This is a genomic window from Myxococcales bacterium, from assembly GCA_016720545.1.
Classification (GTDB): Bacteria; Myxococcota_A; Polyangia; order Polyangiales; family Polyangiaceae; genus JAAFHV01.
In genome coordinates this window covers 343,684-359,839 of record JADKKK010000035.1, presented here as the reverse complement: position 1 = coordinate 359,839, position 16,156 = coordinate 343,684, and the positions used below count along the sequence as shown (strand labels likewise).

Below are 16,156 nucleotides of genomic sequence, written 5' to 3'. Positions count from 1 at the left end.
ATTCGGCGCTGGGTTGACTACGGCCTAGAGCCAATCCCAGGCGCGACTCCACGAAGCCACCGGAAGAGAAGAGCAGCATGAGCAGCCACAAGACCATCAGCCCGAGCGCCCTCGACATCCGCGTGCGGGACCGCAACCTCAAGAGCGGCGCCCTCAGCGAGAAAGATCTCGAGCAGTTCCTCGCGGCGCTGCCCGACCTCGCGGACGCCTCGGAGCCCGTCACGCTCGCCCAGCCCGCGCTCGCGGGGGCCGACGCCGACGCCGACGACGACGACGACGAAGAGACGGACGCCTCCGACGAGCCGAGCTGAGGTCGCCCCCCGTGACCGAGGACAAGGACCCTGAGCTCCCGCTCATCGATCTCCCCACGTTCATCCTCTCGCTGAGCCACTCGGCGCTCATGCACCTGGGGCTGGCGCCCCACCCCGACGACGGGCGCGTGGAGCGCAACCTCCCGCTCGCCAAGCAAGACATCGACCTGCTCGGCCTCCTGGAGGAGAAGACCCGCGGCAACCTCACAGGAGACGAGGAGCGCCTCCTCTCGCAGGTGCTCTTCGACGTGCGCATGCGCTACGTCGAGCGCGTGAAGAAGTAACCGCGTCCGGCGGCGCGGCGCGCTGTCCGGCATTTCGTGCGGCTCGGGCGCGCGAAACGGGGTACTGTGCCCGCTGAGCCATGTCCGTGTCGTCGTCCGAGACCCCCGCGAGCGGGGAGGAGTCGTCGCGTGGCATGGTCGCCACCGAAGAGCTCCAGGACAACCGCGGTCCGGGCGCCGGGAGCGGCTTGCGTCGAGGGACGCCGGAGGGGGACGCGTCGCGGCGACCGCAGGTACCCGTGACTCGGCTGAATACGGAGCCGGCGAGCGCGTCAAACGCCAAGTTAGCCCGCATCAAGGAAGCCGAGGAAGACCGTGCGTTCATCGCGAGAGCCCAGCAAGGCGACAGAGAAGCGTTTCGACGCCTCGTCGAGCGCCACCAGCGCCGCGCCTTCGCGATCGCGCTGTCTCTCGTGCGCGACGAAGCCGACGCTCGCGAGCTCGTCCAGGACGCCTTCCTTCGGGTCTACAAGGGCCTCGGCACCTTCCAGGGCGGCTCGTCCTTCTTCACCTGGCTCTACCGCATCATCACCAACCTCTCGATCGACCTCATCCGTAAGCCGGGCCGCCAGCTCGTGGAGCTCGAGCCGGGCCGCGTCGACGCCGAAGAGGCCGCGGATGGCGCGTTTCCCTTGGTCGCCCACATCGACGGCGCCGATCCGGCCGAGGTCGTCCGGCGCCGTGAGATCGCCGTGCGGGTGCAGGCCGCGCTCGACGCGCTGCCGCCCTACCACCGCGGGGTCATCGTGATGCGCGAAATCGAGGGCCTCAGCTACGAGGAAATGGCGCAGGCCATGAACGTGTCCAAGGGCACGATCATGAGCCGCCTGTTTCACGCGAGGCAGAAGCTGCAGCGGGCGCTGGCCGACTGCTACGCCGAGCAGGTCGAGGGTGTCGAGCGCGCTCGAGGCGTTGAGGCTGAAGCACCCGAGACGGACGACGGAGACGGGGTGCCATCATGAGGCTCTCACGCGAAGACTACCTGCGGCTCTCGGCGCTCGCCGACGGCGAGCTCGACGACGAGGAGCACGAGGCCGCGCTCTCGCTCCTGGCGCAGTCTCCGGAGGCCCGCGCCTTCACCGAGTCCCTCGCGGTGCTCGGTCACGCCGTGCAGGCCGCCACCGCGCTCGAGCCGGCACCCTCGGTGGAGCTCGTCGACGCGATCATGGCGCAGCTCCCCCCCACCGAGGCCGTCGTCGACGATGTCCCCGCTGCGGCCGCGGGTCGAGCCGCGCCGGCAGCGCCTGCCGCCACGCAGGCGCCCGTTCACTCCCTCTCGGCAGCGCGGGCTCGCCGTGCGCGTGCCTCTCAGGTCGCGGCCGTGGTCGGCGCCCTCGCCTTGGCGGCCGCCAGCTTGTTTTATGCGCGCGCCCGCAGCGAGGCGCCCCACGTGGGCCCCGTCGCCTTGGCGACGCCGTCGGCGATCGAGCCTGTCGGCGCCGAGCAGGGCGTGGAGGTTCGAGCGATCGACTCGGACGAGACGAGCCAGGTGTCAGTGTTCTACTTGCCTGCGGGGGTCAACATGTCCTCGAGTGTCGTGGTCTGGATCGACGATAAGGGAGCCCCGTGATGCGCGTGTTGACCCGAAGGCACATGGTCTCTGCCGCGCTCTTCGGCGCCGCGGTCATTGGCGCGGGCGCGCTGGCGCGGGGCGCGCGGGCAGAGGCGACGCCGAAGGTGCGTGTCGAGGTGATGGTCATTCACGCCACCAAGGGGCCCGAGCCCGGCTCTTACGACCCGCGGATCGGCGATGTGTCGCGCCTGAAGGTGCCGCCGTTTAGCGCGTTCAACACGTACCGGCTCCTCGACAAGAAGGACCTGGAGCTCGAGAGTGGCAAGAACGCCCCGGTCAAGCTACCGAACGGGCGCGATCTCCTGGTGGCGTACGCCGGGCTCACCGCCGACCAGCGTCACGACCTGTCCGCCTCGATTAGCCAGGCTGGGGGCGCTTCGTACCTGAAACTGCTGCGCGTGTCGGCTTCGGTCGGCCAGACCTTTTTCGTCGCAGGCCAGTCGTTTCAGGGCGGCAACCTCGTCCTCGCGATCACTCTCCGCTGAGGCACTGCCGACCCGCACGTCGGCGGAGCCCGGAGGCTCGTCGCGGCCCGTGGGAATCGGCGGCTCGTCTGCCGCGTAGCCACAGCGTATCCACAGCGGGAGATTGGCCCACCGCGTCGCCGTCGTGGTACGAACCGGGCAGTTCGCATGAAGAAGGCTGAGTCAGTCGTCGTGGAGATCCCGGAGCATGACGGGCCCCCGTGGTCCCGGGTCGGGGTCATCGCCGCCGTCGGCCTGATCGTGGGCATCGCGTGGCCGAAGCTCACGGGCGTCAAGCTTGGCCCCAACGCGCCTTCGGAGGGCGTGGCCGGCCCCGCTGCCTCGGCGATGCGCGCGCCCGGCGGGGGCCGCGAGGTCGCGCTGGCCGCGACGGCGCCGCTCGCGACGCCTGGCGCCTCGGCGAAGCCCAGCGCGCCCGCCGCGAGCGCCAGCGCGCCCGCGCCCGCCGCGCACGCGGGGAGCACCGCGACCGTGGGGCGAGGCGCGGTGCTCTCCTGCAAGACCGCAGAGGGCGAGACCCTCAGGACGGGCTGCGGAGCTTCCGGCTTCGACCTCGTCGCCCAGCCGCGCCTGCGCAACCTCGCTCAGTGCACGGCCGCTGCCCACGCGAGCGGGAAGCTCTCGGCCGTCTTTACGCTCGACTACGCGAGCGGGCGCATGGACCTGAGCGTTGGGAAGTCCTCGACCGTCAAAGACACGGAGGCCTTCCTCGGGTGCATGCGCACCGAGTTCACGGGGGTGGTCCTGAAGGGGCTCCCCCACACGCACACGCGCTACGTCGTGGCGTATGGGGTCACGTTCGACCCGGCGGGCGCGGCCACCTCGGCCGAGGCGCCGGCGCGCCCCGACGACGGCGCCACGCCTGCCGCCACGTCCGGATCGGCGCAGGTCACTTGGGAGACAGCGCTCGTGCGCGACGCCCCGAAGTCGGGCGCCGTCGTGGCGAGGCTGCCGCGCGGCACGAAAGTGACTACCTCCGCGTCGCGCGAGGGCTGGTTCAAGATCACGTTCGCCGAGGGCGAGGGCTGGGTTTACCGAGGCGCGATCGGACGCTAAGCCCGTCGAGCTCACGAGGCTTCCGCGCGAGCCGTCCGGTCCTCTCGCCGCAACGCTCGTACTGCGGTGCGGAGCGCGACCTTCTCGCCGCGGGCTCGGTGCCTCGTCGCACGAACCTCATGAATCGTCAGGGCTAGCGCAGCGCGCCGTCAGTCGACGAGCGGATCGAGGGGCGCGCGCCGCGAGCGCCCTTCGTCGTCGACCGCAAGAAGCTCCTCGACCCGCCGTTGCGCGGCCTCGAGCTTCGCCTGGGAGCGCGCCGAGACGCTCACTCCCTCTTCGAAGAGCGCGAGGGACTCCTCAAGGGGCAGATCGCCGCGTTCGAGTCGCCCGACGATCTCGGCCAGGCGCTTCATCGAGACCTCGAATGGAGCGTCGTCGGTGGGTGCGGGCGCGGGCGCGGGCGCGTTCGCGTCATCGCGTCGTGACTTCATTTCGTGGGTCCCTCGGTGGTGAAGCGGGGTGCGAGCAGGAGGTGCGTGTCGCCAGGCGGGACCGCGAGGACGACCGCGTAGCCGTCGGGATCGAAAGCGATCGGCACGGCCTCGCCCGCGGACGTGACGAGCGTCGCGGCGTGGCCCGTGTCGGCGGGCGCGCGGCCGTCTGGCCCGGTCACCCGCAGCCACGCGACCTCGGTGGCCTCACCGGCGACCGGTGACGAGCCGCGTAGCGCTTGCCTCGCGCGCGAGCGCACCTCGGGGCTCGGGTCGAGCCGGGCCGCGAGGTTCAGCGTCTGGGCGCGCACGGGCGCGCGCGCGTCGCGGTGGCGGGCCGCGAGCGCCGCGACGAGCGCGCTCCGGCGTTGGGCGTCGGGCTCGTACGCGTACGCGCTGGCCAGCCAGCCCGAGGCGTCGAGGGCCTCGCTCTCGGCGAGCCCGCGGAGCGCATAGGTCGCGACGAGCGGTGTGGCCGAGGTCGCGAGCGACCGCACCTTGTCGCTCGCCCGCTCTTTCGTACGGCGCGCGAGCACGAACGCCGCCAGCGGCGCCTCGGGTTCGCCCGACTCTGCGCGATCCACGAGCAGCACGGAGGGGACCTTGCCGCTCGGATCCCCGCTGGCGAGGGCCGCCAAGAGGGCCGAGCGAGCCGCTGGGTGCTTCTCGTCGACGGCGCGTGCCAACAGAGCGCTGTGCACCGCGGCGTTCGCGCGACCCCGGCAGCCCATGGCCGCGGCGGCCCTCACGGAGGGGTCGGGGTCCGACAGGTGGCTCTCTGGGGCCGCGTCGCCGAGCGCCACCCGCGCGAAGACGCCGACCGCTCGGTCACTCGTCGCTCGCGAGGCGGATAGCGTCCGCAGTGTGCTCTTCGCCTCGTCGATCGGCGCTCCGCCCGCGAGCACGTGCACGACGTACGCGCGCGCTCCGAGCCGCCGCGCCTCGGGCGAGCGGAGCATGGCGATGAGCCAGGGGACCGCGGCGGCGCTTCGCATGCGGCCGAGGGCGTGCGCCGCCTCGCTCTCGACCGACTTGTCGAGCACGAGGGCGCCGAGGGCCTTCGCGGCTGCGACGGAGCGGCACCGCGAGAGCGCGCCGATCGCCGCCAAGCGCTGGGCGTGGAGCGGGTGGAGGCTCGCGCGCGCGGCGAGGTGCTTCACGAGGTCGTCGCTCTCGAGCCGAGGGACGAGGTCGACGGCGAAGGGCGCGGCGCCCTCGTCCTCGAGCAGCGCCTTGACGCCGTCGGTGGCCTCGTGCGCGCCCAGCGCGGCGAGCGCCTGCACCGCGGCGATCCGCAGAGGAGCCGGCCCAGCGCCCTTCTTCGCGAGCTCTCTCGCCGCGGGCAGCGCCCGCTCGTCGCCCTTCCTCGCCAGCTCCAGCAGCGCGAGGCCTTTCACTCGAGGATCCGCCGCCGCAAGGCCGAGGAGCAGCACGTCCCCGGCGCGCAGATCTTCCGTCCGCGAGACCGCGAGCAGCAGGGGCGCGGTGAGCCCTCGGGCCGTGCCGAGGCCGCGGAGGGTGGCGGGCGGCGCGAGGGCGAGGGCGTCGGCGGCGGCTGCGCTCGCGGCGCTGGTCGTCCGCGTGGCGTTGAGCAAGGCCTCGAGCGCGGCGCCGTTGCCGCTCTCGGCCAACGCGAGGGCCGCGGTCGCGCGCGCCAACTCGACCTGTTCCGCAGGGCTCGCTCCGGGCTCCGCGCCACTGGCCGGGCTCCGCGCGCCGCGCGCACCTGGCGGCGACGTGAGGATGGCCAGGAGCGCGGTCCGGGCGCCGTCCTGGTGGGCGTGGGGGGCGAGACCGCGCGCCGCCTCGATCAGCGCCCGCGGATCGGCGCGCACGGCGGCGTTCGACTCGACCTGAGAGGCGATGAGCGCGAGCGCCTCCGGGGTCGCGATGTCGGCGGCGCGTCGGAGTCCGCGGAGGCGGTCCTCCGGCTCTCGCGATCGCACGAGGCGAAGGACGAGCTCCATCCCGAAGCGGCCACGCAGGTTGCTCGCCGTGCGCTCGGGCGCCGGCACCATCTCCTCGAGCGTCGCGATGTCTTGCGCGCGCGCCTCCCCGCGCGAGAGCGCGAGCAGGCACACGGCGGCGAGGATGCGACGAGCGCGGAGCACCGCCAAACGATACCCCTACTGCGCCTTTGGGGCCGCAGGCTTCGACGGCGCGACCTCGCCTGGCGGCGCGCCCGCGCCGGGGGGGACCGCAAGCGGCAAGGCGTTGGACGAAATTCGCAATACAAACTGAGTGTTAGCGTCGAAACGGTTGGCGAGCTTAGGATCCCAGCCGACGGTCTCGACCGCGCCGTCGGGTGGGCCATGCGCGGCGATCGCGGACTCGATGGCGAGCGCGCGGCCCATCGCCTCCTCGGCGGCCACAGAGCTGCCCGCGCGCGGTCGCGACGCGACGCCGACCGACCAGCCCGGGTGCTGCTTCAGCAGCGCGGCGATCGCGCGGAGCGCGCCCTCGGTCTTGGCATCGAGCGCCGCGTGGGCGCCGGCCACGCCCGGCGCGGGCGCGAGGAACGCGACCGGCGAGGCCACGCGGAGCGTGTACGCTTTCCGGTCGAGCACGAGCAGCGGTCTGCCACCGACGTCGGCGCAGCCGTCGTCGTCCGCGACGCCGTTCCAGGTCTCTGGCTGGTCGAGGCACTTGTCGCCGTCCTCGTCGTCGAAGGTGTCGTGGTCACGATCGAGGGCGGGGCAGCCGTGGCGGGCGGCGTTCGCCTTCGCGACGCCGGGCTCCTGCGGGCACATGTCCGCGGCGTCTGGGATCCCGTCCTTGTCGTTGTCGGGGTCGGGGCAGCCGTCGTCGTCCTCGAAGCCGTCGCGATCTTCCTTCTGGTCGGGGCAGCGATCGAGCTCGTCGGTGACGCCGTCGCCGTCCGAGTCGACGAGCGGACAGCCGTTCTTCCCCGGCTCGGAGCTCGGCACACCGCGCAGGCTCGGGCAGCGGTCGACGTCGTCGGGGACGCCGTCCCGGTCTCGGTCGCCGACGGGGCACCCGTTCCTGCGCGGCTCGGAGCTCTCCACGCCGGCCACACGGGGGCACGCGTCTTCCTTGTCGACGATCCCGTCGTCGTCGTCGTCGATCTCGGGGCAGCCGTCGCTGTCCTCGAACCCGTCGCGATCCTCCGGGATCTGCCGGCACTGATCGACGTCGTCGGGCACGCCGTCGCCGTCTTCGTCGTGCGTGCGCGGCGACCAGCCGAGCTGCGCGAGGCCGCGGAACGACGGCACGCCGATCGCGGAGCCGAGCCCGAGATCGACGCCCGCCACGACGTAGAGATCGCGCCGTCGCCCGAGCTCGACGCGATCGGAGATGGCGATCATCGCCGGCGACAGCGGAGGGCTGCGCTCGTCGCCCAGGCCCAAGGGCGCGACCGGCCCGGCGGGCACCCACCCGTGGAGAGACATCTCCCAGCGCTGGCGGTTCGCGGAGTCGAGGCCGAGAACCGAGGGGCGCACAGTGAGGCTGAGCGTGAAGGGGATCTCGTCACCGAACCGCGCGCCGCCGGGATCGGGCCAGACGCGCTGAGCCGTGCGGAGCTTGTACCCGAGGCTTCCCGACAGCTCTGCGAGGACGAACGAGTAGCTGCCAAGCAAGCGCCCTTGCGCGGTGACGGCGCCCTCGCCGAGGAAGGACTCTTGGTTGCCCGTGGGGAGCGTCATGGTGCCGAGCGCGGCGACGCCGAAGCCTCCGTCGCGGTTGTCGACCAGGGCCGCCTTCCCGTGCACCGCGAGATCGCCGAGCGCGGTGGTCGGCACGCGGCGCGCGGTCGAGGTGCTGGAGGGCAGGTTGCCGCTGCCCTCTTGCGCGAGCGCGAGCGGGAGGGCGACTCCCACGAACCCGCGGGTGCCGAGCCCTAGGCCGCCGACGAGATCGAGCGCGAGCTGATTTCGCACGGGCACGAAGGTCTCGTCACCGGTGCGCGCCCCGCGCAGCACGATCGGCCGGTGCGCGTAGCCCAGGCCAGCGCCCACGTTCCACAGCCACGGGCCGGGGGTGCCGACCGGCTCGTACACGAGCGACGCGGATGGATCGGTGGACGGGCGGTACGTGCGCGCGTCGAACGATGGGAGCGCCTGCGCGCGCGCCGAGCCCGCGCCGGTGAGCGCGCCGACCAAGGCGAGCGCGCCGCTGGAGAGAGCGACGCGGGCGCCTCGCCGCGAGCGGATCGAGGCGAAAAATCCCGTGCAAGACGACGATCGCATCCGGCCCAGAGGGTACGCGAGCTTCGACGCGAAGGAACGGGAAAAGAGCGCGCTACTCGGCGTCGTTCACGGCGCGGAGCGTGCGCGTGCGGAGCGGCTCGGGCGCGTGGTCGGGCAGGTGGTGATCCATGCGGAGGCGCTTGGCCTCCAGGTAGCCGGCCGAGAACGCGTTCGGCGGGATGACCACGCCCTCACGCGAGTCGACCTCGACGCCCAGGGCGCGCAGCGCCTCGACCTTCGCGGGGTTGTTCGTGAGGAGCAGTACGCTGCGCACACGCAGGAACTCGAGCATGTCTTGGGCGGAGTCGTACTCGCGCGCGTCGTCGGGGAGGCCGAGCAGCCGGTTCGCGTCGACCGTGTCGTGACCGCACTGCTGGAGCGCGTACGCCCGGATCTTGTTCGTGAGGCCGATGCCGCGGCCCTCCTGGCGCAGGTAGAGAATGGCGCCCGCGCCTCGGCGGGCCACCTCGGCCATGGCCGCGTCGAGCTGCTCCTTGCAGTCGCACTTCATGGACCCGAACACCTCGCTCGTGATGCACTCGGAGTGCACACGGACGGGGATCGCCTGCTTGTTCGCCACGTCGCCAAAGACGAGCGCGACGTGCTCTTCGCCGCGGGTGCCGCGGAAGACGTGGGTCTTGAAGGGACCGTGGCGCGTGGGCAGCTCGGCCATCGCTTGCCACTCGGTTCGAGGCCGGATCACCCTATTGGGGACGTGCATCTCTTTCGTTCTCTCCAGGGGGGCTGCGCCGGGGGCGCGCGAGGGCGAATGCATCGCCGACTGGCGAAGCAATGTAAAGCCGAAAGGAGCTGAGTCAATCGGCCATTCGAGTCGAGGAAGCTCATCCGTGGCCCGCCCGCGCAGACGGGCGCGCTCGATCGCGGCGGGGACCGCGCCTGCAAAGCGTGTACACTCTGCGCGCCCTTTCGCGGCCGCGCCGGTGCCTCGGCGCAGCCTTCCGACCCAAGCCCTCCTGGCTGTTGGCCCTGTTGGGACCCCCATGAACATCACGTGCCCCAAGTGCAGAGCCTCGGTCTCCGAGACGGCGTTTGTCTGCCCTGCGTGCGGCTACGACTTCATGCCAGCGCCGCCGACTCCTCCCGCGCCCGCTCTGCGCCCGTTCGGGCCCACACCCTTTGGCGGGTCAGGCCTGTCCGGGGCAGCTCCGCCCACCGCGCCACGAGGCGGGGAGTCCGATGGGATGATCGCCATGGTGCTCGCGACCGTGGGGCTCGTGGCCTGCGTGCCGCTGGCCCTGCCAGGCCTCTTTCTCGGCCTGCGGGCCCGTGCGCGCGCTGCCGAGCAGGGGCGAAGCACGACCCTGGGGACCCTCGCGATCGTGATCTCGCTCATCGCGTGCGTCGTCTGGGCGTTCGCGCTCATTTATTATCAGCGACTGCTGTTCCCCGCGCCGCGTGTGGAGTAGCGACCCGCAGACTCGCCGGTCCGGCTCAGCCGGAGCTCGGCGCGCGCCGTCGGGGGCGAGCGTCGCGCCGCCGGCACAGGCTCATGAGCATGTCCTCGAGCATGGCGTCGGGCGACCGACGGGAGCTCTTTAGCGCGAGGTCGGTCTCCGCGAGGATCGTCATCCAGCGCTCCACTTCCCGCGCCGAGACACCTCGCGCCTTGGTCGACAGCTCACGAGCGCGGTGGGGCTGGAAGACGCCCGCCGAGCGCGCGGCCTCGTCGTCGCGCGCGCCGCCCTCCACGGCGGCCTGGTAGCGCGCGAGCTGACGCACCGACCACGCGAGCGCCCCGAGGAGCGGCAGCCCGCGATCGCGCGGGTCGTAGGTGTCGGCCAGCACGGCCAAGGCGCGCGCGAGGTCACGCTGGCCCACGGCGTCGACGAGCGCCCAGGTGTCGTCTGCCCGGACGCGGTGGATGCACTCGGAGAGCGCGTGCGCGTCGATCGGGGCGCCCGGGCCCACATAGAGCGACAGGCGCTCGATCGCGTCGTCGAGGAGCGAAAGGTCGGACCCGATGAGCTCGGCCAGGTGGTCGGCCGTGTCGACGTCGAGATCGTGGCCCCTCGTGCGCGCCGTGGTGCGCAGCCACCCCGGGAGAGCGCGCCGCTCGATCGCGTTGCAGTCCACCGCGAGGCCGCCCTTCTTCACCGCGGTCCCGAGCTTGCGCCGGCCGTCGAGCTTCTGCGCGACGAGGACGAGGCAGGTCGAAGGGACGGGCGCCTTCACGTACTCGGCGAGCGGGTCGGTCGGGAATCCGTCGGCGCCACCCTCGCGCTCTTCCCACCGCTCCACCTGACGCACGAGCACGAAGCGGCGCGGCGCCATCATCGGCACGGTGCGCACCGCCGCGAGCACCTTTTCGACGCCCACGTCGCCCGCGGTCATCTTGTCTTCGTTGAAGTCGGCCAAGCCGCCGGCGAGGCAGGCGTCGCGCAGCGCGCGGATCACGCGGTCACGGAACCAGCGCTCCTCTCCGACGATCGCGTAGACCGGGAGCAGGTCGCCCTTCTGCGCCGCGGCGATCGCGGCGTCGGGGGTCATCCCTCGCGCTTCTTGCGGAGGCGGGCTGCGGCGAGCGCACCGACCGCCAGCAGCGGCGTGGCGAACAGCGGGGCGTCGCCGCCCATGCCCGGCACGTCGCAGCCGCAGCCGCTCGGCTTCTGGAGCTTGATGTCCTCCTCAGGGGTTCGGTTGAACGCGTCCTTCGAGACGAACGGCGCGGCCGTTCCCGCGGGCTTGACGTCGCCCTCCATCGTGCTCGGCGCGACCTCGTCGTTCTTCGCCACCGCGGGGCCGGCGTCGACGCCGTCGTGGTACTTCTTGATGCTCGTGTCTTTCGCGTTGAAGGCGATGCTGCGGCGATCGACGACGGGGTTGTCGCCCTTCAAGATGAGGTTCGTCGCGGTGCCGATCTCCACGTTGTCCGAGGTGCGCATTTGTAGTTTGTACTCGCCCGCCTCGAAGCCACGCTCGCGCTTCAGGGCGAAGTCGAAGTTCGTGCCGGGGTAGATCTTGCCGGTGGCGTCCGAGAACCCGACGTCGAGCGACTCGACCATGGGGTTCTGGTTCTGGAGGCTCTGGCGGTTGACGACGGGTTCGGACTTGCCATCGACGAGCGAGCGCTCGTACGCGACGGTCTTGGTGAAGACGAACCGGAGCGACTGGTGGGCCGTGGCCGGGGGCTTCGGCAGCTGGATTTTAACGAAGATGCGCCACATCCCCGCGACCTCGGTCGACTCGTGGCTCTTCAGCGAGAAGCTGCCGCCGCCAGCGAGCGCCCCGCCCGAGAGCAGGACGAGCACAGCCATGGCGGCGAGGGCCAAGAGGCGCGAGACGGCGAGGCTGGCGCGTGACGAGGGCGGCGGGCGACGGGCGGGGCGGGCGGTGCGAAGCATGGGTGGCCGAAGCCTATCCCAGAGCGCGCCGGGGGCACAGGGAGGACGCGGCGCGACGACCGGGGGGTAGGGAAGTATCGTACGAAGTGCGACCTCTCGGGCGATCCTCGCCGCCCTCCGTCGCGCATGACGTGGGCATCGTTTGACAGCACCACGCGCCTTGGGCACACTTCCTGCCAGGAAATGACGGAGCGAACAGGTGCGACCCGGTCGGACGTTGCCGATCCGCTGATAGGGCGCACGATCAACGATCGCTTCCGGATCACGCGCCTCATCGCGCGCGGTGGCATGGGGAAGGTGTATCTCGCGGAGCAGTCGCCCCTCGGGCGCCTCTGCGCGATCAAGGTGCTGAACCCGAGCTACAACGGCGGCGCCGAGCCCGAGTTCCACAAGCGGTTCTTCCTGGAGGCGAGCGTCACCTCGCGCCTCTCCCACCCGAACACCGTAACGATCTTCGACTACGGAGTCACCGAGGACGACTACTACTTCATGGCGATGGAGTACCTGGAGGGGCAGACCCTCTACCAGGCGATCCGTCGCGACGGCTTCATCACGGAAGAGCGCGCCGTCAACATCGTGAGCCAGATCTGCCGGGGGCTGCGCGAGGCTCACGCGATCGGTGTGATCCACCGCGATCTCAAGCCGGCGAACATCTTCCTCGTCAAGCACGGCGACGAGAGCGACTTCGTGAAGATCCTCGACTTTGGGCTCGTGAAGAACGTGCTGGAGAAGGCCGAGGATCAGATCACCCAGACGGGCCTCTTCATGGGCTCGCCCAAGTACATGGCGCCCGAGCAGATCCACGGCGCCGCGGTCGACGCGCGCACCGACATCTACTCGCTCGGCGTGGTGCTCTGCGAGCTGCTCACGGGGAAGGTGCCGTTCGACCGCGCGACCAGCGTGAGCATCTTGATGGCGCACGTGAGCGAGTCGCCGCCGCCTCTCGCCGAGCTCAAGCCCGACATCGTGGCGTCGATCGAGGTCGAGGACATCGTGCACCGATGCCTCGCGAAGAACCCCGACGACCGCTACGCCAGCATGGACGACCTGCTGCTCGCGCTCCGCGTGGCAGCGGGCGTCAGCGTCACGGGGCAGGTCTCCGCGTTCCCCCTCGGGGCGGGCGCGAGCGGCTCGCAGAGGGTCGTCCGTCGCGCGGCGGCGAGCGGCAGCGGCGGCATCGCGATCCGGCAGGCCCCGGCGGTCGTGGCGAGCGCCGCGCCGCAGAGCCAGACGCCGCTCTCCCTGTCCCACGACGAGGTCCCCCGGCGCGAGGCGAGGCGCTCGTCGAAGTACGTGCTGCCGGTGGCGGTCGCGATCGCCGCCGCGGCCGGCGGTCTGGGCGGGCTCGCAGCGTACAAGCTGTCGATGTCCCCGTCGCCACCGGTCGCGAGGCCCGTCGTGGCCGCCCCGCAACCTACGCCCGCGCCCTCGCCGAGCCAGGCGCCGCCCCCCTCGGCCTCGGGCCCCGCCCAAGTCCGCCAGACGCAGCTCCAGGTCGTCTCCGAGCCGCCTGGCGCGAGCGTCCGCCGCGACGGCGTCGTCCTCTGCAAGGCCACCCCGTGCAGCATCCTGCTGACGGGCGACGACGCGAGCCCCGAGCGCGTCCTCTCGCTGCTCGTGCAGAAGCCGCCGCGGAAGCCGGTCCCCGTCGAGGCCCGCGTGGGCGATGGCAAGGTCCACGTGCAGCTCGATGGGCCGACTCCCGCGGGCAAGCCGCAGGCACCGCCCCCGACCCCCAGCGGCTACAAGGGCGCCTACTGAGCCCCTCGGCGTTGTGCTGGGGTGTCTCCACTGTCGCACCCTCCGTCGGGTTGAAGTAATGTCGGGAGCCGATGGCGTCGCGCGAGCAGGGTCACCACGCTGACCACCGGGCTCGCGCCGAGCTCGCGGGGGGGCGAACCGCGTCACGAGGCCGCGGGCTCTCGCGCCTGCTCGTCGCGGTGGGCGCGCTCGCGCAGATCGCGCTGTACGCGGCCCCGGCGGCGGCCGACGCGCGCGCGGAGGCGCGGGCTCATTTCAAGGCGGGCATGGCGGCCATCGCCGAGAAGCGCTTCGAGCAGGGCATCGCGGAGCTCGACGAGGCCTATCGCCTGCTGCCGCACCCCAACGTGCTCTTCAACATCGCGCGCGCGCACGCCGAGGCGGGCCACGTCGAGGAGGCGCTCGCCGCCTACAAGCGCTACCTCGAGGGCGATCCTCCCGACCGTGAGGACGTCGCGAAGATCGTCGCCGCGCTCGAGCTGAAGTCAGCGCAGGCGAAGGCCGCCGAGCCGCCGAAGCCCGAGCCTCCCGCGCCGGTCAAGCCGGAGCCCACGAAGCCGGAGCCCGCGAAGGCCGAGCCTTGTGTGACGCCCGAGCCCGCGCGCCCTCGCCCGGCCGCGCCGGTGGCGCCCGCTCCCCCAAAGGCCGCCGAGCTCGGCACGGCCCGCACGGAGGACGTCTTCGACGAGACGGTGGTCACCGCATCGCGCGGCAAGCAGAGCCCCCTCTCGGCGCCGAACTCGACGGCGATCATCACCGAGCAGGACATCCGACTGTCGGGCATCACCAAACTGCCCGAGCTGCTCCGCCGGCTCGCCGGCGTCGACATCATGCAGGTCACCGGCGGGCAGACCGAGGTGAGCATTCGAGGCTTCAACCAGCGGCTCTCGAACAAAGTGCTGGTGCTCGTCGACGGACGCAGCGTGTACGTCGATCTGCTCGGTGCGACTTTCTGGCAGGCGCTGTCGATCGGAGTCGAGGACATCGACCGCATCGAGGTCGTGCGTGGCCCCGGCTCCGCGCTCTACGGCGCGGACGCGTTCAACGGGGTCATCAATATCCTCACGAAGCGGCCGGGGCAGGGGCGGGGCGAGCGGAGCGGCGTGGCTGGCGGGTACGGCTCTCAGAGCGCCGCGCACGGCAGCCTGTGGACGTCTGGCCAGAGCAAGGGCTTCGGCTGGCGTGCCGCGGCGGGCTACGACTACCTGCCCCGGTGGTCGCGGGAGGTCCCCAACGGGCGCGCCGACGTGCGCCTCGGCGTGGCCGATCAGGTCGAGGCGGCCCGCACCGTGCGCGTCGATCTGCGCGGAGATCAGTCCTTCGGCAAAGACACCCACGTGTACGTCGGCGGCGGCCTCGTGCAGGGCAACATCGAGGTGCTCGGGATCGGCGCGCTCAACGATCTCGTGCTGCCGAACATGGTCTCCACCGATCTCACCGCGGGCCTCTCTTCGAAGTACGTCGAGCTGCGCACCTTCTGGAACCGCTTCCGGGCGGACAGCACGCTGAACGTCGCCTACGTGGGGCAGTCGCTCCTGCCCTCCCGCGCCGAGCAGAACGTGGTCGACAACGAGGTGCAGCTCAAGTCGGGGTTCGACCTCGCGCCCACGGTCCACAACGAGCTCCGCGCCGGGGGCAGCTACCGCTTCAAGGACGTGAACTGGACCTTCCTGGACACCCGCCGCACCGAGCACCACTTCGGCGCGTTCCTCCATGACGAGGTGAGCTTCGGAAAGTCCGTGACGGCGATCGGCGACATGCGCCTCGACTACGTGCCCTATCTCCAGCGCTTCGTGCCCTCGCCGCGCGGCGCCATGCTCGTGCACCCCACCGCGCGCTCCACGGTCCGCGCCACCGTGGCGACTGCGTTCCGCAAGCCCACGTTCCTCGAGTCGTACCTCCGCTTGCCCGTGAACCTCCCGGTGGCGGGTGGCACCTCGATCACCGAGGGCGTGCGCACCGACGAGCCCAACTTCAGGGTGGGGCCGGAGCGCATCTTCAACGCCGAGGTCGGGTACCTCACCCAGGACTCGGACAAGCTCGTGGTCGACGTAGCCGCGTACTACAACCGGGTGTCGAGCCTCATCCAGCTCTCGGGCGCGCGGCCCATCACCGTGGGCGACATCGCGGCGGGTACGCGCGCGTTCGACAGCCAGGCGGGCCAGTTCCCGCTGCTCATCGGCGGCTTCTCGAACCAGTGCCAGCTCTACAACATGGTGGGAGGCGAGGTGACGGTGCGCACCTTTCCCCTCGAGGGCCTCGACCTCTACGGCAGCTACACGCTGAACGTGGTGAACCAAGACGAGTCGGGCTGCAGCGACGCCGATCGCGTGTCGCAGGTGATCACCACCGACGCGCGCACGAGCGCCCACAAGCTGAACGCCGGTGTGCAGCTCCGCCTCAAGGCCGGGCTGGGCGCCTCGGTCGACTTTCACTACGTGGCGAGTCAGGCGTGGGCGGAGCAGGTCACGAACGTGAGGGCTCAGCGCGTCGAGTACCAGCGCTTCGAGCTGCCCGCCTATTCGCTCCTCAACGCGCGGGTCGGCTACCTGTTCCTCAGCGACCGCCTCGAGGTCTCGGTCGCGGGCTTCAACCTCGCCGGCGTGCAGCACCGGCAGCACCCGTTCGGGCAGGTCGTCGACCGCCGGGTCATGGGCCTCGGCACCTTCCGTTTCTGACAGT

Annotated in this window: 15 protein-coding genes; 9 read left to right on the top strand and 6 right to left on the bottom strand. The window is 71.6% G+C overall.

Annotation, left to right across the window (positions count from 1 at the left end; all coding sequences use genetic code 11):
* Positions 1-77: 77 nt before the first annotated feature.
* The 6 genes from IPQ09_30115 to IPQ09_30090 all read left to right on the top strand — a co-directional run bounded on the left by IPQ09_30115 (position 78) and on the right by IPQ09_30090 (position 3,709).
* A complete protein-coding gene (locus tag IPQ09_30115) occupies positions 78-311 on the top strand; it encodes a hypothetical protein (GenBank protein MBL0198404.1) in 234 nt (77 codons plus the stop codon).
* Positions 312-400: 89 nt separating this feature from the next.
* The gene (locus tag IPQ09_30110) at positions 401-595 is read left to right on the top strand and encodes a DUF1844 domain-containing protein (protein ID MBL0198403.1); all 195 of its coding nucleotides are present in this window, start codon (positions 401-403) and stop codon (positions 593-595) included.
* 134 nt (positions 596-729) lie between these two features.
* Positions 730-1,557 (top strand): sigma-70 family RNA polymerase sigma factor, encoded by an 828-nt coding sequence (locus IPQ09_30105; GenBank protein MBL0198402.1) that lies wholly within the window; start codon positions 730-732, stop codon positions 1,555-1,557.
* On the top strand, positions 1,554-2,165 hold the full coding sequence (locus tag IPQ09_30100; protein MBL0198401.1) for a hypothetical protein: 612 nt from the start codon (positions 1,554-1,556) through the stop codon (positions 2,163-2,165). Before IPQ09_30105 ends, IPQ09_30100 begins: the two co-directional genes overlap by 4 nt.
* On the top strand, positions 2,162-2,653 hold the full coding sequence (locus IPQ09_30095) for a hypothetical protein (GenBank protein MBL0198400.1): 492 nt from the start codon (positions 2,162-2,164) through the stop codon (positions 2,651-2,653). The genes IPQ09_30100 and IPQ09_30095 overlap by 4 nt, the downstream gene beginning before the upstream one ends.
* Before the next feature lie 147 nt (positions 2,654-2,800).
* Positions 2,801-3,709 carry a hypothetical protein gene (locus tag IPQ09_30090; protein MBL0198399.1) on the top strand — a complete coding sequence of 303 codons (909 nt, stop codon included), beginning with the start codon at positions 2,801-2,803 and terminating at the stop codon, positions 3,707-3,709.
* A 149-nt stretch (positions 3,710-3,858) separates the two neighbouring features.
* On the opposite strand, the gene xseB is transcribed toward IPQ09_30090, so the two are convergent.
* The 4 genes from xseB to IPQ09_30070 are packed head-to-tail and all read right to left on the bottom strand — an operon-like array spanning position 3,859 to position 9,072.
* A complete protein-coding gene (xseB, locus tag IPQ09_30085) occupies positions 3,859-4,143 on the bottom strand; it encodes an exodeoxyribonuclease VII small subunit (GenBank protein ID MBL0198398.1) in 285 nt (94 codons plus the stop codon).
* Positions 4,140-6,254: a HEAT repeat domain-containing protein gene (locus IPQ09_30080; protein MBL0198397.1), complete on the bottom strand. Its 2,115-nt coding sequence runs from the start codon at positions 6,252-6,254 to the stop codon at positions 4,140-4,142. The genes xseB and IPQ09_30080 overlap by 4 nt, the downstream gene beginning before the upstream one ends.
* 15 nt (positions 6,255-6,269) lie before the next feature.
* Positions 6,270-8,351: a hypothetical protein gene (locus tag IPQ09_30075; protein MBL0198396.1), complete on the bottom strand. Its 2,082-nt coding sequence runs from the start codon at positions 8,349-8,351 to the stop codon at positions 6,270-6,272.
* A 52-nt stretch (positions 8,352-8,403) separates the two neighbouring features.
* Complete coding sequence (locus IPQ09_30070) at positions 8,404-9,072, bottom strand: GTP cyclohydrolase II (GenBank protein MBL0198395.1); 669 nt, start codon at positions 9,070-9,072, stop codon at positions 8,404-8,406.
* 280 nt (positions 9,073-9,352) lie between these two features.
* On the opposite strand from IPQ09_30070, the gene IPQ09_30065 reads away from it, so the two are divergent.
* Positions 9,353-9,778, top strand: a complete 426-nt coding sequence (locus IPQ09_30065) for a hypothetical protein (protein ID MBL0198394.1) — start codon at positions 9,353-9,355, stop codon at positions 9,776-9,778.
* A 25-nt stretch (positions 9,779-9,803) separates the two neighbouring features.
* Here the strand turns inward: IPQ09_30065 and holA are convergent, their stop codons facing one another.
* The gene (holA, locus tag IPQ09_30060) at positions 9,804-10,859 is read right to left on the bottom strand and encodes a DNA polymerase III subunit delta (protein ID MBL0198393.1); all 1,056 of its coding nucleotides are present in this window, start codon (positions 10,857-10,859) and stop codon (positions 9,804-9,806) included.
* Complete coding sequence (locus tag IPQ09_30055) at positions 10,856-11,713, bottom strand: hypothetical protein (GenBank protein ID MBL0198392.1); 858 nt, start codon at positions 11,711-11,713, stop codon at positions 10,856-10,858. The genes holA and IPQ09_30055 overlap by 4 nt, the downstream gene beginning before the upstream one ends.
* Positions 11,714-11,896: 183 nt before the next feature.
* On the opposite strand from IPQ09_30055, the gene IPQ09_30050 reads away from it, so the two are divergent.
* Positions 11,897-13,474 carry a serine/threonine protein kinase gene (locus IPQ09_30050; protein ID MBL0198391.1) on the top strand — a complete coding sequence of 526 codons (1,578 nt, stop codon included), beginning with the start codon at positions 11,897-11,899 and terminating at the stop codon, positions 13,472-13,474.
* Positions 13,475-13,545: 71 nt separating this feature from the next.
* Complete coding sequence (locus IPQ09_30045) at positions 13,546-16,152, top strand: TonB-dependent receptor (GenBank protein MBL0198390.1); 2,607 nt, start codon at positions 13,546-13,548, stop codon at positions 16,150-16,152.
* Positions 16,153-16,156 lie beyond the last annotated feature (4 nt).